At 69.9% G+C, this 26,656-nt stretch carries 21 protein-coding genes; 9 read left to right on the top strand and 12 right to left on the bottom strand.

Annotated features, from left to right (window positions below):
• The first annotated feature begins 7 nt into the window (after positions 1-7).
• Both ACFWN2_RS00840 and ACFWN2_RS00835 read left to right on the top strand, forming a co-directional pair.
• Entirely contained in the window at positions 8-1,324 is a 1,317-nt protein-coding gene (locus ACFWN2_RS00840) for an MFS transporter (protein ID WP_382424006.1), read from the top strand.
• A complete protein-coding gene (locus ACFWN2_RS00835; RefSeq protein ID WP_382424005.1) occupies positions 1,308-2,699 on the top strand; it encodes a long-chain fatty acid--CoA ligase in 1,392 nt (463 codons plus the stop codon). Before ACFWN2_RS00840 ends, ACFWN2_RS00835 begins: the two co-directional genes overlap by 17 nt.
• On the opposite strand, the gene ACFWN2_RS00830 is transcribed toward ACFWN2_RS00835, so the two are convergent.
• Positions 2,668-3,300 (bottom strand): TetR/AcrR family transcriptional regulator, encoded by a 633-nt coding sequence (locus ACFWN2_RS00830; RefSeq protein ID WP_382424004.1) that lies wholly within the window; start codon positions 3,298-3,300, stop codon positions 2,668-2,670. The two genes, ACFWN2_RS00835 and ACFWN2_RS00830, sit on opposite strands and share 32 nt — an antisense overlap.
• A 99-nt stretch (positions 3,301-3,399) precedes the next feature.
• Between ACFWN2_RS00830 and ACFWN2_RS00825 the strand changes: the two genes are divergently transcribed.
• On the top strand, positions 3,400-4,158 hold the full coding sequence (locus tag ACFWN2_RS00825; RefSeq protein ID WP_382424003.1) for an SDR family NAD(P)-dependent oxidoreductase: 759 nt from the start codon (positions 3,400-3,402) through the stop codon (positions 4,156-4,158).
• Here ACFWN2_RS00825 and ACFWN2_RS00820 read toward each other — a convergent pair.
• Positions 4,147-6,954, bottom strand: coding sequence for a BTAD domain-containing putative transcriptional regulator (locus tag ACFWN2_RS00820; RefSeq protein WP_382424002.1), 2,808 nt, complete (start codon positions 6,952-6,954; stop codon positions 4,147-4,149). The genes ACFWN2_RS00825 and ACFWN2_RS00820 overlap by 12 nt on opposite strands.
• Positions 6,955-7,007: 53 nt before the next feature.
• Here ACFWN2_RS00820 and ACFWN2_RS00815 point away from each other — a divergent pair, with 53 nt between their 5' ends.
• Both ACFWN2_RS00815 and ACFWN2_RS00810 read left to right on the top strand, forming a co-directional pair.
• A complete protein-coding gene (locus ACFWN2_RS00815; protein ID WP_382424001.1) occupies positions 7,008-7,871 on the top strand; it encodes an alpha/beta fold hydrolase in 864 nt (287 codons plus the stop codon).
• 110 nt (positions 7,872-7,981) lie between these two features.
• The gene (locus ACFWN2_RS00810) at positions 7,982-8,815 is read left to right on the top strand and encodes a polysaccharide lyase (protein WP_382424000.1); all 834 of its coding nucleotides are present in this window, start codon (positions 7,982-7,984) and stop codon (positions 8,813-8,815) included.
• Between the two features lie 51 nt (positions 8,816-8,866).
• On the opposite strand, the gene ACFWN2_RS00805 is transcribed toward ACFWN2_RS00810, so the two are convergent.
• On the bottom strand, positions 8,867-13,324 hold the full coding sequence (locus ACFWN2_RS00805; protein WP_382423999.1) for an alginate lyase family protein: 4,458 nt from the start codon (positions 13,322-13,324) through the stop codon (positions 8,867-8,869).
• 259 nt (positions 13,325-13,583) lie between these two features.
• On the opposite strand from ACFWN2_RS00805, the gene ACFWN2_RS00800 reads away from it, so the two are divergent.
• Positions 13,584-14,426: a polysaccharide lyase gene (locus tag ACFWN2_RS00800; protein ID WP_382423998.1), complete on the top strand. Its 843-nt coding sequence runs from the start codon at positions 13,584-13,586 to the stop codon at positions 14,424-14,426.
• Positions 14,427-14,590: 164 nt separating this feature from the next.
• Here ACFWN2_RS00800 and ACFWN2_RS00795 read toward each other — a convergent pair whose 3' ends face one another.
• Genes ACFWN2_RS00795 through ACFWN2_RS00775 form a run of 5 tightly spaced genes read right to left on the bottom strand, consistent with a single transcriptional unit; the run spans position 14,591 to position 19,701 of the window.
• The gene (locus tag ACFWN2_RS00795) at positions 14,591-15,418 is read right to left on the bottom strand and encodes a carbohydrate ABC transporter permease (protein ID WP_382423997.1); all 828 of its coding nucleotides are present in this window, start codon (positions 15,416-15,418) and stop codon (positions 14,591-14,593) included.
• Positions 15,415-16,296, bottom strand: a complete 882-nt coding sequence (locus ACFWN2_RS00790) for a carbohydrate ABC transporter permease (protein WP_382423996.1) — start codon at positions 16,294-16,296, stop codon at positions 15,415-15,417. Before ACFWN2_RS00790 ends, ACFWN2_RS00795 begins: the two co-directional genes overlap by 4 nt.
• On the bottom strand, positions 16,293-17,570 hold the full coding sequence (locus tag ACFWN2_RS00785; protein WP_382423995.1) for an ABC transporter substrate-binding protein: 1,278 nt from the start codon (positions 17,568-17,570) through the stop codon (positions 16,293-16,295). The genes ACFWN2_RS00790 and ACFWN2_RS00785 overlap by 4 nt, the downstream gene beginning before the upstream one ends.
• A complete protein-coding gene (locus ACFWN2_RS00780; RefSeq protein ID WP_382423994.1) occupies positions 17,567-18,568 on the bottom strand; it encodes a Gfo/Idh/MocA family protein in 1,002 nt (333 codons plus the stop codon). The genes ACFWN2_RS00785 and ACFWN2_RS00780 overlap by 4 nt, the downstream gene beginning before the upstream one ends.
• Positions 18,565-19,701: a GntR family transcriptional regulator gene (locus tag ACFWN2_RS00775; protein ID WP_382423993.1), complete on the bottom strand. Its 1,137-nt coding sequence runs from the start codon at positions 19,699-19,701 to the stop codon at positions 18,565-18,567. The genes ACFWN2_RS00780 and ACFWN2_RS00775 overlap by 4 nt, the downstream gene beginning before the upstream one ends.
• A 131-nt stretch (positions 19,702-19,832) precedes the next feature.
• Here ACFWN2_RS00775 and ACFWN2_RS00770 point away from each other — a divergent pair, with 131 nt between their 5' ends.
• From ACFWN2_RS00770 to ACFWN2_RS00760, 3 genes are all read left to right on the top strand, one after another.
• Entirely contained in the window at positions 19,833-20,828 is a 996-nt protein-coding gene (locus tag ACFWN2_RS00770) for an NAD-dependent epimerase/dehydratase family protein (RefSeq protein ID WP_382423992.1), read from the top strand.
• Positions 20,828-22,015 (top strand): dihydrodipicolinate synthase family protein, encoded by a 1,188-nt coding sequence (locus tag ACFWN2_RS00765; protein ID WP_382423991.1) that lies wholly within the window; start codon positions 20,828-20,830, stop codon positions 22,013-22,015. Before ACFWN2_RS00770 ends, ACFWN2_RS00765 begins: the two co-directional genes overlap by 1 nt.
• Before the next feature lie 105 nt (positions 22,016-22,120).
• Positions 22,121-22,507, top strand: coding sequence for a glycoside hydrolase family 20 zincin-like fold domain-containing protein (locus ACFWN2_RS00760; RefSeq protein WP_382423990.1), 387 nt, complete (start codon positions 22,121-22,123; stop codon positions 22,505-22,507).
• Here ACFWN2_RS00760 and ACFWN2_RS00755 read toward each other — a convergent pair.
• From ACFWN2_RS00755 to ACFWN2_RS00740, 4 genes are read right to left on the bottom strand one after another with little or no spacing between them, the layout of a single operon-like run.
• Positions 22,468-23,283, bottom strand: a complete 816-nt coding sequence (locus tag ACFWN2_RS00755) for a carbohydrate ABC transporter permease (protein ID WP_382423989.1) — start codon at positions 23,281-23,283, stop codon at positions 22,468-22,470. The two genes, ACFWN2_RS00760 and ACFWN2_RS00755, sit on opposite strands and share 40 nt — an antisense overlap.
• Positions 23,280-24,254 (bottom strand): carbohydrate ABC transporter permease, encoded by a 975-nt coding sequence (locus ACFWN2_RS00750; RefSeq protein ID WP_382423988.1) that lies wholly within the window; start codon positions 24,252-24,254, stop codon positions 23,280-23,282. Before ACFWN2_RS00750 ends, ACFWN2_RS00755 begins: the two co-directional genes overlap by 4 nt.
• Positions 24,251-25,657 carry an N-acetylglucosamine/diacetylchitobiose ABC transporter substrate-binding protein gene (gene ngcE, locus ACFWN2_RS00745; protein WP_382423987.1) on the bottom strand — a complete coding sequence of 469 codons (1,407 nt, stop codon included), beginning with the start codon at positions 25,655-25,657 and terminating at the stop codon, positions 24,251-24,253. The genes ACFWN2_RS00750 and ngcE overlap by 4 nt, the downstream gene beginning before the upstream one ends.
• A gap of 24 nt (positions 25,658-25,681) precedes the next feature.
• Complete coding sequence (locus tag ACFWN2_RS00740) at positions 25,682-26,644, bottom strand: acyltransferase domain-containing protein (protein WP_382423986.1); 963 nt, start codon at positions 26,642-26,644, stop codon at positions 25,682-25,684.
• Between the last annotated feature and the right edge of the window lie 12 nt (positions 26,645-26,656).

The following is a 26,656-nucleotide window of genomic DNA, read 5'->3' as shown; positions in this document are numbered from 1 at the left end:
TGAAGCCATGGCGCCAACAACGCAGTTACGCCGTGCCGTTACGTCCAGCTTCCTCGGCAGTGTGATCGAGTACTACGACTTCCTGCTCTACGCCACCGCGTCCGCGATCGTGTTCAACAAGGTCTTCTTCTCCTCGCTGGACCCGCTGGTCGGCACGATCGCGAGCTTCGGCACGTTCGCCACCGGCTACCTCGCCAGGCCGATCGGCGGAATCCTGTTCGGACACTACGGGGACCTGCTGGGGCGCAAGAAGATGCTCGTGCTGACCATGAGCCTGATGGGTGTGGCGAGCTTCCTGATCGGCCTCCTGCCGACCTACGCGCAGGTCGGCTGGCTCGCTCCCGCCGGACTGATCCTGCTGCGGGTCGTGCAGGGCATCTCCGTCGGCGGCGAGTGGGGCGGCGCCGTGCTCATGTCGGCCGAGCACGCCACCTCCCGCCGCGGCCTGTGGGCGAGCTTCACCAACGCCGGCGCACCGTGCGGCATGGTCCTGTCGACCGCGGCCCTGACCGGTACGGCCGCTCTCGTCGGCGAACAGGCGTTCCTCGAATGGGGCTGGCGGGTCCCGTTCCTGCTGAGCGTGGTGCTGCTCGGCATCGGCCTGTTCGTGCGGATGAAGGTCGAGGAGACGCCGGTCTTCCAGGCCGAGCGCAAGCCGGGCTCCATGCCGTTGCTCGACGTGCTGCGCAACCACCCGCGCACGCTGGCGCTCGGCATCGGCGTCGGTCTCGCCGCGTTCGTCGCGCAGTCGACGCTGACGACGTTCGTGCTGGCGTACGGGGTGCAGGCCGGGGAGAGCAGGCAGATGATCCTCAACGCGCTGACGCTGTCCTCCGCGCTGGCGGTGCTCGGGATCATCGGCTGGTCCGCGGCATCGGACAGGTTCGGGCGCAGGCCGGTCGTCCTCGTCGGCGCCGTGCTCATGGCGGTGTTCGGCTTCACGCTGTTCCCGTTGGTGGACAACGGTTACGTCGTCATCGCGCTCGTGCTCGGCCAGGCCGTGATCCACCCGATGATGTACGGGCCGCTCGCCGCGCTGTACAGCGAGCTGTTCAACACCGGCAGCCGCTACACCGGCGCCTCGCTGGGCTACCAGCTCGCGGGTCTGGGCGCCGGGCTCGCGCCGCTGCTCTTCGCGCAGGTGCAGAGGTCGTACGGCACGGGCGCGATCCCGTTCATCCTCGCGGCGTTCTGCCTGCTCACCGTCGTGTGCACGGTGATCCTCCGTGAGACCAGCCGGACCAGTCTGACAGGAGACAGGGATGCGGAACGCGGGACTGGGCAGCTGGCCACACCGCCGAGCACGCATGGCGCCGAAGCGTAAAGCGTTCACCTACAACGGGGTTTCCACCACGTACGGCGAGATGGCTGTCCGCACGACCCGGCTCGCGCACCGGTTGCGCGAGCTCGGCGTGCGGCACGGCGACCGGGTCGCGTACCTCGGGCAGAACCACCCGTCGTTCGCCGAGACGATGTTCGCCGCGCACCAGCTGGGCGCGATCTTCGTGCCGCTGAACTTCCGCCTCACCCCGGCGGAGGTCAACTACCAGCTGGCCGACTGCGGCGCGCACGTGCTGATCCACGCGCCCGCCCACGTCGTCGAGCACCCTCGCGCGGTGTCGCTCACCGCGTACGAGGACTGGCTCCTCGAAGGGTCCGGCGAGCCGTTGGACGAGCCCGTCGACATCACCGACCCCGCCCTGATCCTCTACACCTCCGGCACCACCGGCCGACCCAAGGGCGCGGTCCTGAGCCACGCCAACCTGTTGTGGAACACCTTCAACCTGATGATCGGCGTCGACATCGCCTCCGACGAGGTCGCGCTGATCACCGCGCCGCTGTTCCACGTCGCCGCGCTGGCCCAGACGTTGCTGCCCACCTTCGTCAAGGGCGGGCACAGCGTGATCACCTCGGGCTGGGACGTCACCGCGTGCGTGTCGTTGATCGAGACGCACGGCGTGACGTCGATGTTCGGCGTGTCCACGATGTTCGCGGACCTGGCGTCGTCCGGCCTGTGGCACACCGCGGACCTTTCGTCGTTGCGGGTGCTGCTGTGCGGCGGGGCGGCGGTGCCGGACGCGCTGATCAGCACCTACCAGGAACGGGGTCTGGTGTTCTGCCAGGGTTACGGCCTCACCGAGACCGCGCCGGGCGCCACGTTCCTGGAGGCGTCCGACAGCGTCAGCAGGGCGGGTTCGGCCGGGCCGTGCGTGTTCTTCGGCGACCTGAGGCTCTCGGACGTCGGTGAGGTCGAGGTGCAGGGCCCGAACGTCACCCCCGGCTACTGGAACGACCCGGTCGCCACGGCGGCCGCGTTCACCGAGGACGGCTGGTTCCGCACCGGCGACATCGGGCGGCTCGACGACGGGTACCTGTACGTCCTCGACCGCCTCAAGGACATGTACGTCTCCGGCGGCGAGAACGTCTACCCGGCCGAGGTCGAGAACGCGATCACCTCGCACCCGGACGTGGCCGAGGTCGCCGTCGTCGGGGTGCCGGACGAGCGGTGGGGCGAGGTCGGGCGCGCGTTCGTGCGGCCTCGCGACGGCGCGGTCGTAGACTTGGCGGGGTTGCGCGAGTTCCTGTTGCCACGCCTGGCGAAGTACAAGATCCCCGTGCACGTCGAGGTGGTGTCCGAGCTGCCTCGCACGGGGTCAGGGAAGGTCCTCAAGCCCGCGCTGCGCCGGTTGCCGCTGTGACCGCGTGGCGGGCCAGGAGCGTCTGGACCGCCTCGTCCACCGAGTGGGCCATGGCCTTCTCGGTGGGCGCCCAGTTCACCAGCAGCATCCGGGGCCAGAACGCGAAGTTGGAGATCATGCCGAGGAACTGCGTCGCGGCCAGGACCGGGTCGTCGACGCGCAGCGTGCCGGCGTCGTGCTCGGCGGCCAGGTAGTCGCGGACGGCGTCGAAGAACGGCAGCTTGCCCAGCTTGAACTGGGTCTGGCCGAGCTCGGGGAAGCGCGGCGCCTCGGCGATGACGATCCGGAACAGCGCGACCATGCCTGGCCTCGTCAGCAGCGCCACGTACCGGTTGCCCAGCGCCGTGAGCCCCCTGGCCGGATCACCGGGCGGCGGCGTGAGCGCGCCCTCCTCCGTGCGCCAGTAGTCCGTGACGATCGCGTCGAACAGCTCGGCCTTCGTCGGGAACTGCTTGAACAGCGTCGCCTTCGAGACCCCGGCCGCGTCGGCGATGCGCGCGAGCGACGTCTTGTCGTAGCCGGACTCCAGGAACAGCCTCGTCGCGGCGTCGACGATGGCCGTCCGCTTCTGCTCCGCCATGCGCTCGTGGTAGGTCGACACGCTCCCAGTATGCCATGAGGTGAGTCACTTGACTCACCATCGAAGTCGTGACTACCGTTCCGAGGTGAGTCACTCAACTCACCACTGGAGGGAACGACGATGGCACGCTTCGACGGACGGACGGTGTTCGTCACCGGCGCGACGAGCGGGATGGGCGCGAGCCACGTGCGGGGCTTCCACGCAGAAGGGGCGCGGGTCGTGATCGCCGCGCGGAACCTGGAGGCAGGCGAGGCGTTCGCCGCCGAACTGGGCTCGCGGGCGGTCGCCGTGCGGCTCGACGTGACGTCCGAGGCCGACTGGGTCGCCGCGCTGGAGGCTGCAGGGCCGATCTCGGTGCTGGTCAACAACGCGGGCGCCCAGCACGCCGCCGCGCTGATCGAGGACACCGCGCTGCAGGTCTGGGAGCGGACCCTGTCGGTCAACCTGACCGGGCAGTTCCTGGGCATCAAGCACGCGGCGCCGGCGTTGCGGAAGGCCGGTGGCGGGTCGATCGTGAACATCGCCTCGACGATGGGCAACGTCGGCCAGGCCTATTACGCGCCTTACGTGGCGAGCAAGTGGGCGTTGCGCGGGCTGACCCGCACGGCGGCGCTCGAACTCGGCCGCGACGGGATCCGGGTGAACTCGATTCATCCTGGCGTGGTGGCGACGCCGCTGATCACCGAGCCGGTGGCGGACGGCCAGCCCGCGATCGGCGACCTCTACTCCCCCGCGCCGTTCGCCGTGCCCCGCCTGGGTACGCCGGAGGAGGTCACGGCGCTCGTCCTGCACCTGGCTTCGGACGAGGGCTCGTTCGCGACCGGTGCGGAGTACGTGCTGGACGGCGGGTTGCTGCTCGGTCCGGCGCTAGCCGCGTAGGTAGTCCGACACCGGGCCGAACGTGAACAGCCCGGTGCCCGCCACCAGTTCGTCCTTGGCGGGCAACAACATCTCGTGCGCGCGCTGCCGCAGTTCGTCCTCCCGCAGCCTGGTCGCCGCCATTGCCAGCAGGCACGCTCTCACCTCGGTGAGCAGGTCCGCGGGTCCGTCGGGCAGAGCCCTCGCGGCTTCCAGCGCCTCGTCGTGCGGCAACGCCAGCGGGCGCACCCAGTCCAGGTGCGGGCCCCAGTCGTCGTCCAGGTCCACTGTGGACGGGCCGTGCAGGCTGAGCAGGGCCAGCGGCAGGAGTCCGCGTTCCATGCCCCACATGCCGGTGCCCCTGACGCGGTCGGCGGCGGCTCGGTAAGCACTGTCGGCTTCCTCGGTGTGGCCCGACGCGGCGAGTTTCAGCGCCGCGTACCAGTCCGTGAAGACGCCGACGAGCGGCAGGTCGTGGCGGCGGGCCAGTTCGTCGGCGGCGGCCGCGTGCCGGTCGGCCGTGCCGAAGTCGGCGAGCGCGGAGCAGGCCTGGACGAGGATCAGGTGGCCGAGGACCTCGTGGGTGACCAGACCCGCGGCCACCTCGACGAGTTCGCGCCCGATGGCGGCGCGCTCGTGAGCCAGGCCCGTGCGGTGGAACGTGTGCATGAAGCGGGCGTTCAGCGCGAACGCCCGGAGTGCGGGATCGCCGAGTTCACGTGCGATGGACTCGGCCTCCCGCGCTTCCGCCAGGCGAGTGCCGGTGCCGCGTTCCTCCATGGCGATGGTGGCGAGCAGGCGGGCGCGGGTGGCGGCGGGGCCTGGGAACGCGGGCAGCACCCGTTCGGCGGCCGCGACGAGTTCGGCGGAGTGGGCCGGGTCGTCGTTGGTGGTCCAGATGCCCGGAACGTCGAACGATCCGATCGCCTCGGCCACCTCCCGCGGTCCGTCGGCCAGCCGCAACGCGATCGACCTCTGCTTCCGCGCCTCCTCCAGGTCTCCGCTCACCGCCAGCGCCCTGGCCAGCCCGACCACCAGGTCGAGCCGTTCCGCACCGGCCGCGATCGCCGCCCTCCACAGCCGCACCGACTCCCGTGGCGAACGCGTCTGCTCCGCCGCCTCGGCCAGCGCCTGCACCGCCGCGGCACTCCTCGTGCCCGCGAGGGCGTAGTGGTGCGCCCGCGTCTGAACGTCGCCGGACCGCTCCGCCACCACCGCGTGCCAGCGGGCGCGCCTGGTCAGCGACACGTCCTCGTACAGGGTGTCGCGCACCAGCACGTGCGTGAAGCGGGCGTGGCCGGGCGCCACCTCCACGACGAACCCCGCCTCGATCGCGAGGTCCAGCGCGTCGAGCACGTCGTGGCCCGCCAGTGCGGCCAGCAGGTCCACCTCGACGTCCCTGCCCAGGACCGACGCCTGGTGCAGCACCGTCCGCGCCTCGGCCGGCAGCGCGGCGAGGCGGTGGCGCAGGACGTCCCGCACACCGGCCGGGACCGAGCCGAGGTCGCCGCCGGACTCGACCAGCCGCACGAGTTCCTTGACGTAGAACGGGTTGCCGCCGCTGCGTTCGTGGATCGCCCGCGCGTCGAGGTCTCCCACCAGCGCGGCGACCGCCTCCTCGTCGAGTCCGCCGAGCTCGACCCTGACCGGTTCGGCACGCGCCAGCGCCTCCAGCGGCACGGCGGTGCGCGAGGTCGCGACGATCAGCACCCGGCCGGTGAGCCTGTTCGTGGTGAAGGCCGCCAGCACCGCGAGGGTCTCCTCGTCGGCCTGGTGCAGGTCGTCCAGCACCACCAGCACCGGAGCCGCGGACTCCACAGTGGACACGATCGCGCGACGCAGGTGGAACCGGTCGGTGTCGGGGAGTTCCGCCCCCAGCGCCTCCACGACCTGCTGCCACGGCCACGCCACCGGCGCGTCCTCCGGGCAGCGCGCCCACACCGTTCGCCAGCCCGCCGCCGCGAGCACGGCGGTGAACGCCTCGGCCAGCGCGGTCTTGCCGACGCCCGCCTCGCCGGTCACCAGGGCGATGCCCAGGCTCGCGGCCGGCACGGCGGACTCCAGCGCCGCCAGTTCGGCGGACCGTCCGACCAGCGACGACCGCCGCGCGGGCGTCAGGCGGGGCGACTGGACGAGGATGTCCGACTCCAGCGCGCGAAGCTCCGGTCCCGGATCGACCCCGAGGTTCTCGACGAGCGCAGACCGCGCCTCGCGGACCGCCTCCAGCGCGTCGCCCTGCCGGCCTTCGCGGTACAGCGCCAGGGCGAGCAGGCTCCACGCCTTCTCCCGCCACGGGTGGTCGGCCAGATGAGCGCGCAGGTCAGCGACGACACCGGCCGCACGTCCCAGCGCCAGCGCGGCCTCGGCCCGGCGCTCGGCCGCCACGAGTCGCAGCTCTTCCAGCCGGTCGATCTCGGCCCGCGCCCAGTGCTCGTCGGCGAACTCGGCGTAGGCGGGCCCGCGCCACAACGCCAGCGCGTCGTCCAGCACGGGCAGGTCGCCGCCGAGCATCTCCTCGAACCGCCACGCGTCCACGTCCTGCGCCAGCAACGCGTACCCGGCGCCCTCGGTGACCAGCAGCAACGACGGAGTCCGGGGTGGACGGTCGGGTTCGAGGGCCTTGCGCAGCGCCCCGACGAACGTCTGCACCGTGCCGAGCGCCCCGTCCGGCGGGTCCTCCCACAGGTCGGCGACGAGCGTGCGCACCGGCACGACCCGGCGCCGCGCGACCAGCAACCGTGCCAGCACGGCGCGTTGCCTCGGGCCGCCCAGACGGGCGGAACCGGCGGTCAGCGGGCCCAGCACCCCGAACCTCATGCGCTGACCCCGACACTGATCCGTTGCTGATCGGCCGGCCGCACAGTGGGCTCGTGAACCACACAGCATTCGACTACCAGCGCGTTCAGGTCTCCGGCGGCGTCAGCCTGAACGTGGCCACGACCGGTCGGGGCAGCCCCGTCGTGCTGCTGCACGGCTTCCCGCAGACCCACCTCATGTGGCGGCACGTCGCCGCCGACCTGGCCACCGACCACACCGTGATCATGCCCGACCTGCGCGGCTACGGCGACAGCGACAAGCCCGCCGACACCGGCCTCGCCTACGCCAAGCGCACGATGGCCGCCGACGTGGTCGAGGTCGCCCGCGCGCTCGGGCACGACACGTTCGCCCTCGCGGGCCACGACCGCGGCGCGCTGGTGGCGTTCCGCACCGGCCTGGACCACCCGGACCACGTCACGCACCTGGCGTCGCTCGACGTGCTGCCGACGCTGGACATGTGGGACGTGATGCGCGGGACGTCCGCCGCCGTCGGGTTCCACCTGTTCCTGATGGCCCAGCCGCCCGGCCTCGCCGAGCAGATGATCGGCGCGACCCCGGACGCGTTCTTCGGCCACTTCCTCGACATCTGGAGCCGGACGCCGTTCCCCGAGGACGTCCGCGCCGAGTACCTGCGCGCCTCCCGTGAGGCGGTGACGTCGATCGTCGCGGACTACCGGGCGTCGGCGACGATCGACGTCGAGCACGACACCGCCTCCCTGGACGCGGGCAGCCGCCTGACGATGCCGGTCACCGTGCTGCAGCAGGACTGGGGCGCCGCCCTCGGGTTCGACGCGAGGGCGCTCTGGCAGGCCTGGGCACCCGATCTGGACCACCGAACTGTCTCCTGTGGACACTTCATGGCCGAGGAGGCGCCGGACGTCGTTGCGGGCGCGATCCGCGAGCTGCTGAAGCGCTGATTCCTTCGCACACAAGGAAATTCATTCCATTGACCACGGTCCGAGACCGTGCCGATACTGGGAGCGGCGAATGGTCCATACCATTTGCCGAATCCCTGTGAGGAGACTCGATGAGGAGAATTTCCTTGTTATCACTCGCCGTCTGCGCGCTCTTGGGCGCGCAGACGGCACCCGCCGCCCAGGCCGCGACACTCTCGAACGGCTTCGAGCGTCCCGCCGGTGGGAGCGCGTACACCAGGGCGGAGTGGGCGAAGGACGGGTTCGCGTCGACGTTCGACGTCGGCATGGGCAACCGGACGATGATCGACACGTCGGTCAAGCGGTCCGGCGGGAAGTCGCTGCGCCTGTTCTACCCGGCGGGCAAGATCAGCCCGGAGAACTCCGGCGCGTCGGCGGACCTGGCCGTGCCCAAGGCGAGGGAGTACTGGCTGCGGCAGTACGTGCGGTTCTCCCCCGACTTCAGCTGGGGCGGCACCGAGTTCGGCGGCAAGATCGGCCTCGGTCTCGCGGGTGGCAAGCGCTGCTCGGGCGGCCAGGCCTGCGACGGCTACAACGGCTTCACGGTGCGGTTCGCGTGGGGCCGTGACGGCAAGGCGATCCTGTACTTCTACCACATGGGCAAGAGCGGCCAGTACGGCGACTCGTTCCAGCTCAACCCCGGTGGCCTGTACAGCTACCCGCGCGGTCAGTGGATCGAGCTGAAGATGCGGGTCCGCGTCAACACCGTGAGCGGCAGCACCGCGAACGCGAACGGCGAGGTCCAGACCTGGGTGAACGGGACTCCGGCGGGCACCCGCACGGGTCTGCAGTTCGTCAGGAACAGCGACCAGATCAACTTCGCGTACTTCTCGTCGTTCTTCGGCGGCGCGACGCAGTCGTTCGCGCCGACGCGCAACTCGTACATCTGGTACGACGACGTGCAGGTCTCGACGTCACCCATCTAGAGAACGCACAAAAGGCCGGGGCTGCTCGCCCCGGCCTTTCGCTGTGCACCGCTATCCGACCGTGAACGTCACCTTCAGCAGATCGCCGTGCCGGGTGACCGAGCTGACGGGCTGGTTGTTCAGCTCGACGGAGCGGACACCGGGGGCGTGCACGGTGATGGTCACCTGACCCCGGTCCGCCGTGCGCCCGACGGCGAGCCGCAACGTGCTCCCGTCGAACACCGCGGAGGCGTTCTCCAGTTTCTTCGACGCCGTGAACCACGTGCGTCCGTCGACCTCGACCGACTGCCTGCCGAGCACGTCGATGCTCAGCGGCTTGTCGCCCGCCCTGCGCACCAGCGCGTACCCGCCGTCGTACAGCACGTCGTCGCGCCGGTCGCCGACCAGCTGTACGCGGACGTGCCCGTCCCGCACCTGCTGTGCCGACGCGATGGCACTCGGTGCGGCCGCAGACCTGGTCTCCAGCAACGTGGTGAAACGGGTCGCCGTGCCGTCGCGACGGGCCAGGACGAACGGGATCTGCTTGCCGTCCGTCGCGAGCCCAGGCCCGGTGGTCTGCAGCACGCGGGTGGACGACGGCCCGAGCGCCCGCATCGACAGCACCGACTGCGGCGTCTTCCACTCCGCCTGCCAGGCCCCGTCCGCCGCGGTGCCCTCGGCCACGAGTCTCAGTTCGTCGTAGCCGAAGTCCTTGTCGTTCGGGTCGAGCACGCAGGTGCCGCAGGCCGGCGGTGTCATCGCCGGACCGGCCACCGTGAGGTCGCCGACGCCGTGCCACGACTGGTCGAACCGGTGCGCCGACGAGCCGCGGGCGTCGAAGACGTCCACTGTGTACTCGTCGGTCATCAGCTCGGCTCGGCGCAGCGACACGTCCGGCATCGCCGCGTACGGCTTGTCGGCACGCGCGTCGACCACCTTGAACCTCGGTGTGGTGCCGAAGAACTCCAGCGCGCCGCGGATGTTGCGGTCCTGGCTCTTGCCGTCGACCACGACGGTGTTGTGCGACACCGTCTCCCGGTACCAGTTGTTGGTCAGGTCGGCGTTGTCGACGCCGTAGATCTGGCCGAGGTCGGTCGACTGCAGCGCTCCCCCGCCGACGACGTCGAGGTGCAGCTTGTCCGCGTGGCCGTGGGTGCCGCCCGCGACGCCGTGGTCGAGCCGCAGCGCGTTGGCCTGGAACGGGTCCACCGCGCCGGAGAAGCCGAGCCGCACGTCGTCGAACAACGCCACACCCGCAGCGTTCTCCACCACCAGCGAGATCCTGGCGGCGATCGCGTCCTTGGGCACGTCGGCGCTCACCGTCCGGGAACGCCAGCCCAGCAGGTCGTGGAACCTCGTCACGACCGGCGCCGACACGCCCGCCGGCGTCACGAACGACAGCTCCAGCGACGCGCCACCGTTCTGCCGCAACGGGATCACCGGGGAGAACGTCCGCGCGTCGAGCTTCACCGACGTCACGTTCCCGCCGGTCACCGGCACGTCGGTCGTCCAGGCGCTGCGGTTGAGACCACCGGTGATCTTCGCCGAGGACGATCCGCGGTACGGCAGCGGCGACAGCTCGGCCGCTCCCTGTTTGGTCCAGCCCCGTGCCGAGTCCTCGAACCCTCCGGAGCCCAGCAGGTCGTCGGCGAACAGGTCGACGTCGTCCACCGTCACGTCGCCCTTCACGGACAGCTTCACCGCACGCGCCAGCTGCGGCACGTCCAGGCCCACCTCCCGCGCGGACCACGACGAGCCGTCGATCTTCAGCGTGCCCCGGCCGACCTCCCAGCGGTCGTTGAGGAACACGGCCTCGATGCTGCCCTTGCCCTTCGCCATAGCCTGCAGCGTCAGGTGCGACAGGCGGGTGCCGTCGAGCGGGAACTTCTGCGACGCCGCACCGGTCAGCCTGCGGTCGGCCCACTTGCCGCCGTCGAGCTGCCAGTACGCGGGCTTGCCGGCGTCGGCGAGCGACGCCTCCTCGAAACCGGGGTTCGGCACGAGGTTCTGCGCGTCCGACGACCTCAGCACCGTCTCGCCGAGCCCGCCGAACGTAGCGCTGGGCTGGCGCGGGCCGCTCAGGCTCGGCAGCGAGTCGACGCCGAAGCGCAACGCCCACCGGTCCGAACGCGGACGTCCGAGATTGGTGTAGGCGTAGGACAGGCCGGTCGCGAAGTCGCGCTCGCCGTACTCCGCGTACGCCCACTCGGCCATCGCCGCGAAGCTCGGCCCGAAACGCCTGCCCCACGTGCCGCCGTCACCGGCCGCCGGGATCGTCAGGTCGGGGTGCAGGTAAGGCAACAACGTCGTGTGCATGGAACGGAAGCGTTCGTCGGCCGTGTAGTCGCGTTCGCCGAGGTTGCGCGCGGAGATCGCGAGCGAGGTGAGCGCCTGCAACGCGTACACGTGGTAGCTCGCCGCGCCCTCCCACCACCAGCCGTCGGACAGCCGGGCCTTGTTCAGCAGGAACTCGGTGCCCTCCTCGGGGTCGTCCAGCGCCCACTTGCGCAGGCCCTCGTCCCCGATCGCGGACCCGACGCCGTGCACCGCCGCTACCGTCCACGCCTGGAAGTTCGACGTCACCGTCGGGTACGCGCGCACCAGTTCGGCCAGCGGCTTCAACAGGTTCAGCGAGATGTCGACGCGATCGGACTCCGGCAGCGTGTCGCGGATCAGGTCGTAGCCGTCGATCAGGCCGATCGCGGCGACGGCCTCGTCCAGCGACTGGTAGTGCACCCGGCCGTAGAGCACGTTCATCGGCACGGACAGGAAGCGTTCGGCGTAGTACGCGAGGATGTCCCGCGCCTTGGCCGCATACCGCTGGTCGCCGGTCACGCGGAACGCGAGCCCGAGGTCGGCGGCGGCCTGGGCGGCGTTGTTGTGCCAGATCTCGATCCACGCAGCGTCGAGCAGGTCACCGGTGTAGGACTTGCCGTCGATCGGGCAGCGGTGCAGCTTCGGGGAGTTGTAGTTGAACTCCAGCGACGTGTTCGTGCCGGGGCACTTGAAGTTGCCGCTCCAGCCGCCGTGGTTCACCGGCTGGTCGAGCGGCCTGGCGAGCCACGCGTCGGCTTCGGTCCTCACGACCGAGTCGAACGCCTTGCGCGCCCAGTCCTGCCCGGAGATCCGCTGCTTCAGCGCGTCCAGCTGGGCCGGCGTGCTGTAGACCCTGGGCGCACCACCGGGCGAGGTCGCCTGTTCAGCCTTGAAACTGGCCTGCTGCACCAGGTTCAGGTCCCCCGCCGGCGTCGCGGTCAGCACGGTCGAGGCTCCTGCGGGCACCGACACCGAGACGGTGGCGGACTCCCCCGGCTGCAGCACCGGGGTCGCGGCGGGCGTCACCGCACCGGGCCCGTCGACGGCGAGTTGGAGGGAGTCGGCGACAGTGCGGCGGTTCGTGACGGTGGTCAGGAACGTCGCCTGACCACCGGCGGCCGCGCTCTTGGTCTGCGTGTCCGGGGCGATCCACGGCGACTCCGGCGTCACGCGGACGTCGTCGACCCACGCGGTGCCGGTGGCGTTCTGGATGGCCGGGATGATCTGCAGCCTGGTCATCAGCGACGGCACCCGGAACGTGCCGGAGATCGTCGTCCAGTCACGGGAGCCGGTCAGCACGCCGTTGAGCAGACCGGACGGCGCGTAGACGCTCTGGCCGTTCGCGTCGGTGTAGAGGAACCCGACGGTGACCCGCAGGCCACCGGGGAAGTCGGTGTAGTCGGCGGTCTCGACCTTGTCCAGCTTGACCTTCGCCGAGACGTGCACGACGGACCAGGTCTTCTGGTCGACGGGCACGGTGACGAAGGCGCCGATCTTCTGCGTCGGCGAGGCGTCGATGCGCAGTGACCGCGTGCCGTGCGAGGCGGTCGTGGTGTCGACCTTGTAGGTGGCGCTGAGGTACGGCGTGCACCAGGCGGGCGCCGGACAGGCCTCTGTGGACGGTGTGGTGAGCTCGAAGCTGGGGTTGTTGACCAGGTTCACCCACGACTCGGCGCGGACGGTCAGGTCGTCGAACCGGACGGTGCCCTTCGCGCGGTCCAGCGCGACCGACAGGAACGCCCAGACGGTGCCGGCCGGAACGGTGTGCACGTCGGAACGCTGGGTCCAGTCCTGCGTCCCGGTGAGGTTGACGCCCTTCCAGGTGCGCTTGCCGGTGGCGTCGACGAACGCGATGGAGATCTTGGCCGCGTTGTCGGCGGTGGCGCCCTGCACCACGTTGTCCAGCTGCACGCGCCCGGACACCTTCACCGAGGTGATCCTGCGGACGTCGATCCCGAACGACGCGGAGGTCGCGCCCTCCCAGGCCGTTCCCGTGGCGGACGTGACCGCGAGGGCCCCGTTCTCACGCTTGGCACCGTTGGACAGCGTCCACGAAGTGGTGGAGTTCTCGAAACCGCCGTTGCGCACCAGCTCGTGGGCCACCGGCGTGTCCGGCGCCGGTGGGCCGGGTGCGGCAGAGGCGGTCGCGCTCGTGGCGACGGCCATGGCCGCCACGACCGCGAAGGCCTGTAAAACCGCGACAGATCTTCTCATCGGGTTCCTCCAGATAAGAATTCATTCCGCCTGAGGGAAGGAATTGAACGGTCCCCGCACGTTGCCGGAATCCTGCGACATCGCGGATGTCCAGTCAATGCCCGGTTTTCCCGCGTCAGTCCACACCGGAATGTTTGTGGAATGACTTCGCGAGCCGTTGACCCGCCTGTCGCGACTTGGCAATACTGCCTCTGGTAAGTGGTGCAGACCACTTCGTTCTCCCGTCCGCCCACGGGGTCCGACCAAGCGGAGGAAGTGCATGCGGAAAAAGACGTTGCTCGTGTTCTCCAGCTGCGCGGCGATAATCGCCTCGACCATTGCCGCACCACCGGCGATGGCGGCCGCGCTGAACAACTACTTCGAAACCCCGGCCGCCGGTTCCGCCTACACGCTCGACAAGTGGGCCGCCGACGGCTGGACCGCGCCCTGGCACCAGGGCCTCGACAGCCGAACCTACATCGACTCCAGCGTGAAGCGCAGCGGCAGCAAGTCGTTGCGCGTCACCTACCCGGCCGGCCAGTACGGTCCGGGGCCGTCCGGCGCGCAGGCCCCGTTCGCGATCCCGCGCGCCCAGCAGTACTACGTGGCGCAGTGGGTGCGCTTCAGCCCGGACTTCAGCTGGGGCAACACGAACTTCGCCGGCAAGGTCGGCGTCGGCCTCGGCGCGGGCGCGTCCTGCTCCGGTGGCCAGGCCTGCGACGGCTACAACGGCTTCACGTCGCGGTTCATCTGGCGCAGCGGCGGCAAGGCCGCGATCTACTACTACAGCATGGACCACGCCAGCCAGTACGGCGACTACCGCGACCTGACGCTCGACGGGCAGCCGGTCTACTACCCGCCCGGCCAGTGGGTGGAGATCGTGCAGCGGGTGAAGGTGAACACCGTGACCAACGGCAACGCCAACCCCGACGGCGAGATCCAGGTGTGGTTCAACGGCAGGCAGGCCGCGCTGATCACCGGGCTGAAGTTCGTGCGCAACGGCGACCTGATCGACCGCGCGTACCTGTCGTCGTTCGCCGGCGGTGGTGACGCGACGTTCGCGCCGACCAGGACGGGTTACATCTGGTACGACGACCTGCGTGTCAACACCAGCCCGATCTAGTGGTGTGACCCGGAACGCTGGCGGCGGATTCACGCTCAGCAGGGCGCCTCGCGGCACCGCCCCCACGCCCCCGTACAACCAGTACGAGGACGTGGGGGCGGCACCCCGAGACACCCGTCTGACCGCGAATCCGCTCGGCAGCGTTCCGAGCCACACCACTGACCTCATTTGACGCTGCCCGCCGTGAGCCCCGACCGCCAGTACCGCTGCAGCAACAGGAACGCCAGCACCAACGGCAGCAAGGCGAACAACGACCCGACGACCATCAACGGGTAGTAGTCCGGGTCGATGTTCGCGAGCGAGTTCCAGCTGTAGAGGCCGAGGCTCACCGGGTAGAGGTTCTGGTCCGACAGCATCACCAGCGGCAGGAAGAAGTTGTTCCAGATCGACGTGAGCTGGAACAGGAAGATCGTCACGTAGCCCGGCGCGAGCATCCGCAGCCCCACGAACACGAAGCTGCGGATCTCCGTCGCGCCGTCGACGCGTGCGGCCTCCAGCACCTCGTTCGGCACGTAGGCGGCGGAGAACACCCGTGCCAGGTACACGCCGAACGGGTTGAACAGGACCGGGATGATCACCGACCAGACCGTGTTCGCCACGCCGGCCGCCGACGCCATCAGGTACAGCGGCAGCGCGAGCACCGCGGCCGGCACCATCACCGACACGAGCACCAGGGCGAACAGGGAGTTCTTGCCGGTGAACGAGAACTTGTCGAACACGTAACCGGCGGCCGTGCTGATCAACGCGCCGACCGCCGCGCCACCGACCGCGTACAGGACGCTGTTGAGGTACCAGCGGCCGTAGATGCCCTTCTCCTGCGTGAACAACGCCTGGACGTTGTCCACCAGCGCGAAGTTCTCCAGCGAGAAGAAGTCGGACGCGAAGAGCGCTCCGGTGTCCACTGTGGAGGCGAGCAGCAGCCAGACCAGCGGCAGCAGCGCGTACAGGGCGCCGACGCCGATCACGACGTTCGCGGTGAGCCGTCCGGTCATGCCTCCCCTCCCCTGGACGCGCCACGGGTGACGGCGAACGAGAGCAGACAGCACACGATCAGCAGCAGCACCGAGGCCGCCGAGGCGAGGCTGTGGTTGTTGCGCGCGAACGCGGCGTCGTAGATGTACATGTTCGGGGTGAACCGCGGGCCGATCAGCGGGGTGACCTTGCTCAGCAGCATGGGTTCGGTGAACAGCTGCAACGCGCCGATCACGGTGAAGATCACCACGGTGACGACCGTGCCCCTGATCAGCGGCACCTTGATCGTCACGGCCGCGCGCACCGGGCCGGCGCCGTCGATCGCGGCCGCTTCGAGCACTTCGCGCGGTACGGCGCGCAGTGCGGCGAAGAAGATCACCGTGGTGTAGCCGAGGCCGCTCCACAGCGCGATGTTCACCAGGGACGGCACGACCATCTCCAGCCCGAGGAAGTTGACCTCCAGGTCGAGGCTCTTCATCAGGTCGATCACCGGCGAGATGCCCGGGGTGTAGAGGTAGAGCCAGATGACGGTGGCGATGATGCCCGGCACCGCGTGCGGCACGAACAGGATCGTCTGGCTGATCTGCCGCAACCGCACCACACCCGAGTCGAACAGCAGCGCGAGGCCCAGCGCGCCGACGATCACCAGCGGGATGAACACGGCCGAGTACAGCAACGTGACGCCGACTCCCTGCAGGAAGCTGGGGTCGGTGAGCACGACGCCGTAGTTGCGCAGCCCGACGAACGCCGTCTCGCCGTTGCCGAACCCGAGTCCGCTGTGCGAGCGGGCGAAGAAGCTGAGGTAGACCGCGTACAGCGTCGGCGCGAGGAACACCACGAGCAGCAGCGCCACGAACGGGCCGAGCAGCAGGCCGATGGCGGAGCGTTGCCTGATCACGAACGCCTCACCGCCAGACCGAGGCTGCGCATGTCCGGCAGCGTCTCCGCCTCGGCATCGCGCAGGGCCTGCGCGATCGTCGTGCCGTAGGGGATGCGCGCCAGGCCGTGGTGGATCGACGTGGCGGTGGACTGCATGCGCGGCCCCCACATCCAGTCGCCGTGCTGCAGCTCGTACTGCTTCGCCGCGAGGCCGTAGAGGTCCTGGCCGCCGTAGAACGTGGTCTTGAACTGCCTGGCGGCCGCGTCCCACAGCTTCGGCGCGGCGGGCAGCAGGCTGGAGCGGCCGCTCGACAGGCGCGCGGTGATCGCCTCGGGCGAGGTCGACATCCACTCGATGAACCGCATCGCGCGGTCCTTCTTCACGCTCTCCGCCGTGATCACGTGCAGCGAGGCGCCGTCACGGCCGATCGACGGCCTGGCCGGATCCCATTGCGGGACAGGCGCTATCCGCCACTTGCCCGCGCCTCCCGGCACCGACGACGCCAGCGCAGCCACGCCCCACGTGCTGACGAGGTGCGCGGCCACGCGGCCCTCGGCGAGCGCCGCGAGCCACTCCTGGCTGCTGCCGGGCGCGAGGAACAGCAGGTCCTCGTCGAGCAAGCCCTGCCAGTAGTCCGCGGCCTTCAGCGATCCGGAGTCGCTGAAGTTCACGACCCACGAGTCGCCGTCGACGCCGAACCAGCGGCCACCGGCCTGCATGACGTGGGCGGCGAACAGGTTGTAGCCGTTGGGGTGGAAGGCGGTCAGGTAGATGTCTTTGCGCTTCAGGGCACGCGCGGCCTCGCGGAACTCGTCCCAGGTCGTCGGCACTTCCACGCCGTGCTCGCGCAGCAGGTCCTCGCGGTAGAGCATCAGCAACGGCGGCAGGTCCAGCGGAACGCCGTAGACCTTCCCGCCGAACGTCGCCCCGGACCACGCGACCTCGCCGAGCTCCGACCGCAGCTGCGCGCCGACCAGGTCCGTCAGGTCGGCGGCGACCCCGTCCAGCGCGAACATCGGCAGGTCGGCGTCGGCCATCGACACGACGTCCGGCGCGTTGCCCGCACGAGCGGCATTTGACAGCTTGGCGTTGCCACCGGCGAAGCCCGACGTCACGGTCTCCAGCACGACGGGTTCGCGCGGGTTGGCGGCGTTCCAGGCATCCACGACGGTGTTCGTGCCGCGCAACGACGACCAGAACTTCAGCGGACCGTTGGGGTCCTTTGTGGACGACGCGCAACCCGTGAGCAGCGTCAGTCCGGCGGCAGCGAGCAGGCTGCGGCGGCTGATCACGGGCGAACCGCCGGGCGCGGCACGTCCACCGGGTTGCCCCGGTCGGCGGCCTGGTAGACGGCCAGAGCGGCGGACACGACAGAACGTCCGTAGGCGCCGTCGATGTACTCGCCGTCGTTGCCCTGGGCGGCCGACACGAACCCGTCGAGCTGCGTGCGGAACGCCGAGCGCAGGTGGCCGGGGCTCGCCTCGACCAGCGTCGTGATGGTGCCGTCCCGCAGCAGGAGCAGGCCGTCGCTGGCGGAGACCCGCAGCGTCACCTCGGGCATGACGACGTCGGTCTCATCGTAGTACGGCGTTCCTCTGCTGGTCAGCACGACGCTGGCGGTGACACCGTTCGCGAGCTCGATCAACGCGAGCGAGTCGGTCTCGACGTCGATGCCGTCCCGGCCGCGGACCACGCTGCTGACCCTGCGCACGGTGCCGCCGCCGAACCACTGGATGCGGTCGAGGCCGTGCGTGCCGACGTTCAGCACGATGCCACCACCGGCCAGCACGGGGTCGAAGAACCAGGCGGGCCGCGAGTTCGGCTCGTAGTGCGCGGAACGGCGGTGCGCGATCAGCAGCGGCGAGCCGAACTCGCCGGACGCGATGAGCGCGCGGGCCTCCCGTGCCACCGGGTCGAAGTGGATGACGTGCGCGACCGCGAGCAGCACGCCCGCGCTCCGGCAGACCTCGATCATCCGCGAGCAGTCCTCGACGGTGGTCGCCATCGGCTTCTCCACCAGCACGTGCAGTCCGGCCTCTGCGGCCTCGACGACCTGCTGGGCGTGCAACGCGTGCGGTGTCGTGATGATGACGGCGTCGAGGTTCCCCTCGCTGATCATCGTCCGGTAGTCCTCGTACACCTCGACCCCCGGAGCCGCGAGCGCTTCGGCGGCCTCGCGCCGCACGTCGCAGATCGCCGCGATCGAGTAGGCGTCGGCTCCGGCCGCCGCACGGACGTGGTGCGCGCCGACCGCGCCGGCACCCAGGAGTCCGATCCGGAATGACGTCATGTTCCTGCTTTCTCGGGAAGCTTCAGCTCTGCCATGCCGCACGACGCCCTGACGACGAGCCGCGGCTGGATCAGGACCTGTTGGGAGGGAACGTTGCGGCCACCGTCGATGCGGTGGAGCAGCAGCTGGGCGGCGAGCGCGCCCACCTCGGTCTTGGGAGGCGAGACGGCGGTCAGCGGCACGTCGCCGACCTCCGCCACCTCGTCGTCGTAGGCGACCACGGCGAGGTCGCCCGGCACCGACAGGCCGAGCCTGCGGGCGGCGACGATCAGCGCGGCGGCGTCGCGGTCACCGTGGCAGAACACGGCCGTGACACCGGACTCGACGCAACGCCGTGCGTACGCGGAGATGTCCTGGGTCTGCCAGAGCAACCGGCACGAGGTGGCGGCGGCCTCGACCTTCAGCAGTTCGACGGCCTGCTCGAACCCGGCCGCGACCTGCTCGGACGTACCGGTGCTGACGCGGCCGAGGAACCCGATCCGCTGGTGTCCCAGCGACTTCAGGTGCCGCACGGCCTTGCAGACACCACCGGCGTGGTCGGTGCCGACGAACGTGGTCGGGTCGTCGGGCTCCGGCGACGGCGGGCGCCGCTCGGCGAGCACGTACGGGACCGGGAGGTCGCGCAGACCGTCCACGTAGGACTGCGGGTCGTCCATGAGGTGCAGGCTCGGTACCAGGAGCAGGCCCTGCACCCCGGTTTCGAGCATGGTGCGCAGCTCGTCGCGTTCGACGTCGAGGTCGTACTTCGAGCACACCAGCACGACTCCGACCCCGGCGCCCCTGAGAACCCGCTGCAGTCCGTCGATCACACGCGGGTAGTAGTAGGTCGTCGACGGGACGAGCACGCCGACGAGCGGCCGCCCGGTCCCGATCGGGGTGGTCTCCGACCGGACGAACGTGCCCGCGCCCTGCCTGCGCAGCACGATCTGCTCGTGCACGAGCTGGCCGACGGCGCGCCGGATCGTGTTGATGCTGACCGACAGCGTGGTCGCGAGCTCGCGCTCCACGGGCAGCTGGTCGCCGGGCCCGTACACCCCGTCGGCGATGTCCTTGCGCAGACGGTCAGCGGCCCACTGCCATTTCGGGCGAGCGGAGGAATGAAGGAATGAATCCTCCGATTCAGCTGATGTCATGCCGGGAAGAATGACTGATGATGCTGCTTGCCGCAAGAGGTGACCTGTGATTTTGTGTGGCGAGACCACATCAGGCCAAAAATTCATTCCTTTCAGAGAATGAATTCGTTGCACGCTGGGAGTGTGCCCTCATGAATGAGGCAGACCTCGAAGAAGAACTCAGCAGGCCCTCTCCCGCGCTGGTCGCGGAGGCCGCCGGCTGGGGTGACGTCGTCGTGCTCGGAGCAGGCGGCAAGACGGGCTCGGGCATCGCCGGCATGGCCGCCCGCGCCGGCTCGGGCACGGTCCGCGCCGTCTCGCGCTGGTCCGATGAGGACAGTCGCGCACGGGTGGCGGCCCAGGGCGTCGACATCGTGACGGCCGACCTGGGCGACCCCGCAGCGGTCGCCTCGCTGCCCGACGCCGACACGGTGATCTTCCTGGTCGGCGCCAAGTTCGGCACGGCGGGCGCACCGTCGCAGGCGTGGATGACGAACACCGTCCTGCCCGCGTACGTCGCCGACCGCTACCCGAAGGCCCGGATCGTCGCCCTGTCCACCGGCAACGTCTACGGCATGACCGCACCGGTCACCGGCGGCAGCGTGGAGACCGACGAGCCGCGCCCCGACGGCGACTACGCGATCACCTGCCTCGGCCGTGAGCAGGTCTTCACCCACGCCGCCCGCACCCGAGGCACCCCGGTGGCGTTGATCAGGCTCAACTACGCCTGCGAACCCCGCTACGGCGTGATCGCCGACCTCGCCCGCAAGCTCGTGGCGGGCCAGCCGATCGACCTGACCACCGGCGCGGTGAACGTCGTGTGGCAACGCTACGCCAACGAGGTCGTGCTCCGCAGCATCGGCCACGCCTCGGACGCGCCGTTCGTGCTGAACCTGACAGGCCCGGAGACCGCGTCCGTCCGCTCGATCGCCGTCCGGCTGGCGGCACGACTGGGCGTCGAGCCGTCGTTCACCGGCTACCTGCCGGAGACGTCGCTGCTCAGCGACGCGACGACGTGCCACGAGCTCTTCGGCTACCCGGACCGCACGCTCGGGCAGCTGATCGACCTGCAGGCCTCGTGGCTGTCGGGCGGCGGCGCGCTGTGGGCGAAGCCGACGAAGTTCGAGCGACGGGACGGGCGGTTCTGATGGACTTCGAGACGGCGGCGCTGTTGCACCGCGGCACGGTGATCCCCGCGCACCCGCTGGCGCTGGACGCGTCGCGCCGGCTGGACGAGGAGCGGCAGCGGGGTCTGACCCGGTACTACCTGGCTGCTGGGGCGGGCGGACTGGCGGTCGGGGTGCACACGACGCAGTTCGAGATCCGGGAGCACGGGCTGTACCGGCCGGTGCTGGAGCTGGCGGCGGAGGAGATCGCCGGGCGGGCAGGGCTCGCGGTGGTGGGGGCGTTGGGGAGCGGCGCGGCAGCGGCAGGGGGCGTGGCGGCCACAGGCAGTGCGGCGGCAGGCGCGGAAGCAACAGACAGCGGGGCGGCAGGCGGCGGGCCTGCGACATTCGCCTCGGCTGCGACGGCCACCCGCACCGCGACTCCCAGCCCGCACCCGGCGGCCACCGATCAACCCAGCCCCACCCCGTTCGTGCGCATCGCGGGCGTAGCCGGCCCCACCGCCCAAGCAGTCGCCGAAGCCGAAACCGCCCGAAACCTCGGCTACGACGCAGTCCTGGTCTCCCCCGGCGGCCTCCCGAACCTCACCCCCGAGGACCTCCTCGACCGCAGCCGCGCGATCGGCGAGGTCCTCCCCACCATCGGCTTCTACCTCCAGGAGGCCGTCGGCGGCCGCTACCTCCCCCGCTCCTACTGGCGCCGCCTCGCCGACCAGCCGTCGACGGTCGCGGTGAAGGCCGCCCCGTTCGACCGCTACCGCACTCTCGAACTAGTCCAGGGCGTCGCCGACTCCGACCGCGGCCACGAGGTCGCCCTCTACACCGGCAACGACGACAACATCATCAGCGACCTCCTCACCCCGTTCCACGTCAACGGCACCATCAGGAGGTTCGTCGGCGGCCTGCTCGGGCACTGGGCGGTGTGGACTCGCTCGGCGGTCCGGATCCTCGACGACGCGCACAAAGCGGTTCAGGGCGACACCGAGGCGCGCCAGCGGGTCGAGGCGCTCAACGCCATGTGCGTGGACGCCAACGCGGCGGTGTTCGACGTGCGCAACGGTTTCGCGGGCGTGATCGCCGGCGTGCACGAGGTGCTGAGGCGCGAAGGCGTGCTCGACGGCATCTGGTGCCTCGACCCGCACGAGACCCTCTCCCCCGGCCAGGCCGAGGAGCTCACCCGAGTACTGAAGACCTACCCAGGCCTCAACTGACAACGAGGTGCGGGCATCGCGTCCGCCCACGGATGCCCGCACCTCAACCCTGGCCCGCACTTCCGTTGCGTGTCAACGGAATCTATCCGTCCCAGGAGGAACGTCATGGCGATCAGCAGGCACGGCAAACAACCCCGCCGGCGCACCGGGCACTTCGTCCTCAAGGCCGACATGGACATCCGGGTGATCGGCAACGCGAACGAGGCGGCGCAACGACTGCGGCGCGTGGTGCGGGAAACCACGGGCATGACCCTCGGCGACTCACGGGACGGCGTGGTCATGGTGACGCACGAGCCCGCGCTCCGAGGGCTCGGCGAAGACGGCTACGCCCTGCTGGTCAGCCCGCACGCGGTGATGCTGCGCGCGGCCACTCCAGCAGGGCTGCTCAACGCCGTCGAGCAGTTCCGCCGGCTGCTGTCAGCCGACGGAACCGTGACGGCGGCGGACCTCACTCACTTGACCGCCCCGGCCGTGGCACCGGCCTGGATGTAGCGCTGGAAGCACACGTACGCGGCCAGCACCGGCAGCATCGCGATGGTGAGGCCGGCGAACAGGCCGCTCCAGTCGCTCTGGTAGCCCTGCGAGGTCGACAGTGCCGCGAGTCCCTGCGCCAGCACGTAGTTCTCCGGATCCGGGTTGAGCACCAGCGGCAGCAGGTACTGGTTCCACAGGCCGAGGAAGTTGAAGATCGCGACCGACACCAGGCCCGGCCGCGCCATCGGCAGCATCACCCGGAAGAACACGCCCCAGTGCGTGCAGCCGTCGATGAACGCCGCCTCGGCGATCGCGGACGGCAGCGTGCGGAAGAACGCGTGCAGGAAGAAGATGGTGAACGGCGTCGCGAACGTCGCGTACACCAGGATCAGCCCGAGCTTCGTGCCCAGCAGGCCCATCTGCTCGACCGTGAAGAACAACGGCACGAGCGCGAGGAACGTCGGGAAGAACTGGGACGTCACGAACAGGTAGTAGACGAACCTGTTGCCCGGGAAGCGATAGCGCGCCAGCGTGTAGGCCGCGATGCCGCCGACCAGCATGGTCACGAACAGCGCGCCGCCGACGACGATCACCGAGTTCAGGAAGTACTGCCCGATCGACGCCTCGTTCCAGGCGCGGCCGAAGTTCTCCCAGCGGACCTCCGACGGCACCGTCCACGGGCTGGTCAGGATCTCGGTGTCGGACTTGAACGAGCTCGTCACCGCCCACAGCAGCGGGAACGCCGTGACGACCGCCCAGAAGCCGAGCGCGATGTGCAGCGGGAACCGTTTCATGCCAGCTCCGTCCGGTTCTTGTTGCCGCGCAACGCCACCAGCGCGAACACGAGCGTGCCGAAGAACAACGCGACGCCCATCGCCGACGCGTAGCCGAACTTGCCGTACTCGAACGCGGTCCGGTACAGCGACAGGCCCATCACCTCGGTGGAGCCGTCCGGCCCGCCCGGTCCGACGGTCATGATCTGGACCAGCGCGAACGCGTCGAGCGCCACCATGCCCAGGTACACGAACGCCACCTGGACGTTGTCGCGCAGCAACGGCAGCGTGATCCGCCAGAACGTCGTCCAGCCCGAGGCGCCGTCGATCAGCGCGGCCTCGTAGATCTCGCGCGGGATGCCGTCGATGGCCGCGGAGAAAAGCACCATGTAGAAGCCGACGCCCGACCAGATCATCACGGCCATCACCGCGAACAGCGCGAGCGACGGTTCCGCGAGCCAGCTGCGCGCCAGCCCGTCCAGGCCGACCGCACGCAGCACGCCGTTGATCAGGCCGTTGTTCGGGTTGTAGGCGAAACCCCACAGCACGGCCACGATCGCGACCGACAGCAGCTGCGGGAAGAAGAACACGATCTCGTAGAACCGCGCTCCCCGCACGCCGGTGCGGCCGTCGGACCCGCCGCGCTGGATCATCGTGGCGAGGAACAGGCCGATCGCGATCGTCGCCGCGGGCATGATCAGCAACAGCAGCAGGTTGTTCTTGATGGCGTCGAGGAACAGCGAGTCGCCCGCCAGCCGGGTGAAGTTGTCGAACCCGACGAAGTTCGCCTTGCCCGCGACGCCGTTCCAGTCCGTCAGGGACAGGTAGAACGCCTGCGCGTAGGGCGACACGATGAAGATGATGTGCAGCACCAAGGCGGGTGCGAGGGCGCCGATGACGAACCCGTACCCGCGGTTGAGCCTGCGGCGCCTGGTCGGCACGGGCGGAGCGGGCGCCGCAGCCCGCTCCACCGGCCTGGTCAGCACCTTCACTTGCGCTCGTACTTCTTGATGCTGGTGTCCTTCGCGAGGTCGTCGGCGGCCTTCTGCACGCGGTCGACCCACTCGGCGGGCGTGATCCTCCGGGTGACGAGCTCGGCGACGCTGTCGTCGACGGCCTTGGTCAGCGTCGGGTACCAGATGCGGTGCCGGTAGTTGATCGTGTCATCACCGGCGTTCTTCACCGCCTCGGCGACCGAGCTGAGCGCCGGCGACATCGTCAGGCCCTCGGTGGCGCCCTTGACCGACGGGAGCGTGCCGACGGACTTCGCGAAGTCCTTCATGGCGTTGCGGGAGAACAGCATCCGCAGGAACTCCAGTCCGCCCTGGACGTTCTTGCCCTGGCTCGGCACGAGGTAGGCCTCGCTGCTGGCCGCGTGGATCGCGTTGGTCTTGAGCTTGCTGCTGGAGCTCAACGACGGCACGGCGCCCATCACCATGTCGAACCCGGCGGGCGTGACGGACTTCTGCTCGGCTTCGAGCCACGAGCCGCTCGGGATGATCGCGGCCTTGCCCTGACACCAGGCGGCCTGGGCCTCCGTGTGGGACAACGCCTCCGAGCCCTGCATGATGTAGCCCTTGCCGGACAGCTCGGCGATCGCCTCGGCCGCGGCCTTGACCGACTCGTGCCTCCACGCGTTCGGTTCCAGGTTGTCCAGCGACTTCAACAGGTCCATGCCACCGCCGCGCACCGCCATGACCAGCAACGGATCGGTGACGTACTCGGGGAACTTGCCCTGGTAGGTCCACGGCGCGATGCCGGTCTTCTTGATGTCCTCGCAGAGTTCGAGCATCTCCTGCCAGGTCTGCGGCCACATCCAGCCGTTCTTCTCGAACAGCGGCTTCGAGTACCACAGGCCCCAGGCGGTGTAGGCGTAGTTGAACCGCACGAACGACCCGTCGTAGATCCCGTCCTCGACCACGCCGGGCAGCAGGGTGTCGCGCACCTTGACGTTCGGGTCGTCCCAGGACGGCGCGTCGAGCAGCTTGTCGAGGTTCTCGAGCTGCTGCGACTGGTTGAGCGCGGCGATGTCCAGGCGACCGGCACCCGTGTTGTTGACGACGTCCGGCGGGTTGCCCGCGACGAACCTCGGCCGCAGCGTGTCGCCGACCTTCTGGATTCCCTTGTGGTCGATGGCCGCGCCACCGAACTGCTTCTTGTAGGCGGCTTCGGCGGCGAGCACGTAGTCGTCCCCGTAGGCGCCCTTGAAGACGACGACCTCCAGCGGGGCGTCGGCCTTGACGCCGAACGGGTTCGTGGCGCTCGTGGCGCCGCCGGTCGACTGCGGTCCGCTGTTGTTGCCGGCGGTGACGCAGGCGGCCAGACCGGGCACGGTCAAACCCAGCACCGCGGCGGCTCTGAGCATGCTGCGCCGCGAGATCTCGTTGGAGGACATGGCGGGTCCGTTCTTGTCGAGGGGTCAGGGAAGGGCGAGCCAGCCGCAGCCCTGGCGCCAGTGGCCGCCGGACTGGAGGTGGCTGACGATCGTCCGCTGCAACGTGGTGTCCTGCGGGAGGGCGGCGAGATCGCCGGTGCCGGGCGGGAGGTGGTACACGAACTCGAGCACGTCGCTGTCGCAGTCCGGGGCCGGCCCGAACGTGGTCCAGAGGCGTTGGAAGCGAACGATGTTGGAGGTGTCCTTGAGGTGGTCGGCGAGCTGCGGGTCCAGCAGCCACGAGCGGCAGGTGCCGTGCTCGTAGCTCTCGTCCGGGAAGTGCCGCGCGAAGAACGGCCTGGCGCGGCGGAACGACTCGTCGCACGCCTCGGGCGTCATCGGCCCGTCACCGGGGATGTGGACCTCCAGGACGGGCGTGCCCTCCTTGGGGCCTGTCGCAGACTCCGCCTTGTACTCGTCGACCGTGAGCACCGCGCGGTCGAACTGGAGCTTGCCGAGGCGGAAGAGCGTGCCGCGGAAGTGCCGCACCAGCCAGCCCTGCCGGTCGAAACCGCCCGTGTCGTAGTACTTGCGGTAGCTGACGACCTTGGCGCCGAGGTCCTGCACGGTCGCCGCGGTGACGTCGAACGGGATGTCCAGCCGCCGGTGCAGGTTCAGCACCGACGGCAGTGCGAGCAGGAAGAGGTGGACGTAGAAGTACCGTCCGGCCGCACCGAGTTCGGCGGGCGCGTTCGGCCAGTCGATCTTGCGACTCGGGATCGGGTCGGCCGCGTAGAGCACCTGGTGGCAGCGCCGCAGCGCCTCCCACAGCTCCGGTGTCCTGTTCGGACCGGGCAGTGTCGCCAGCACGCCGGCGTGGTCGACGTCCGGGACGCCGAGCAGCGCGAGCCGCCGGGCGGCCTCGTCCGTCGTCACCGGTTCGAGGTCGGCGACGTCGGCGGCCGGCTGTTTCAGCAGCGCGGCGAGCCAGTCGTCGGTCTCGCTCATGGCGGTACCTGC

Source organism: Lentzea sp. NPDC058436 (assembly GCF_042721515.1).
Taxonomy (GTDB): domain Bacteria; phylum Actinomycetota; class Actinomycetes; order Mycobacteriales; family Pseudonocardiaceae; genus Lentzea.
This window is presented reverse-complemented; position numbering and strand designations above follow the sequence as displayed.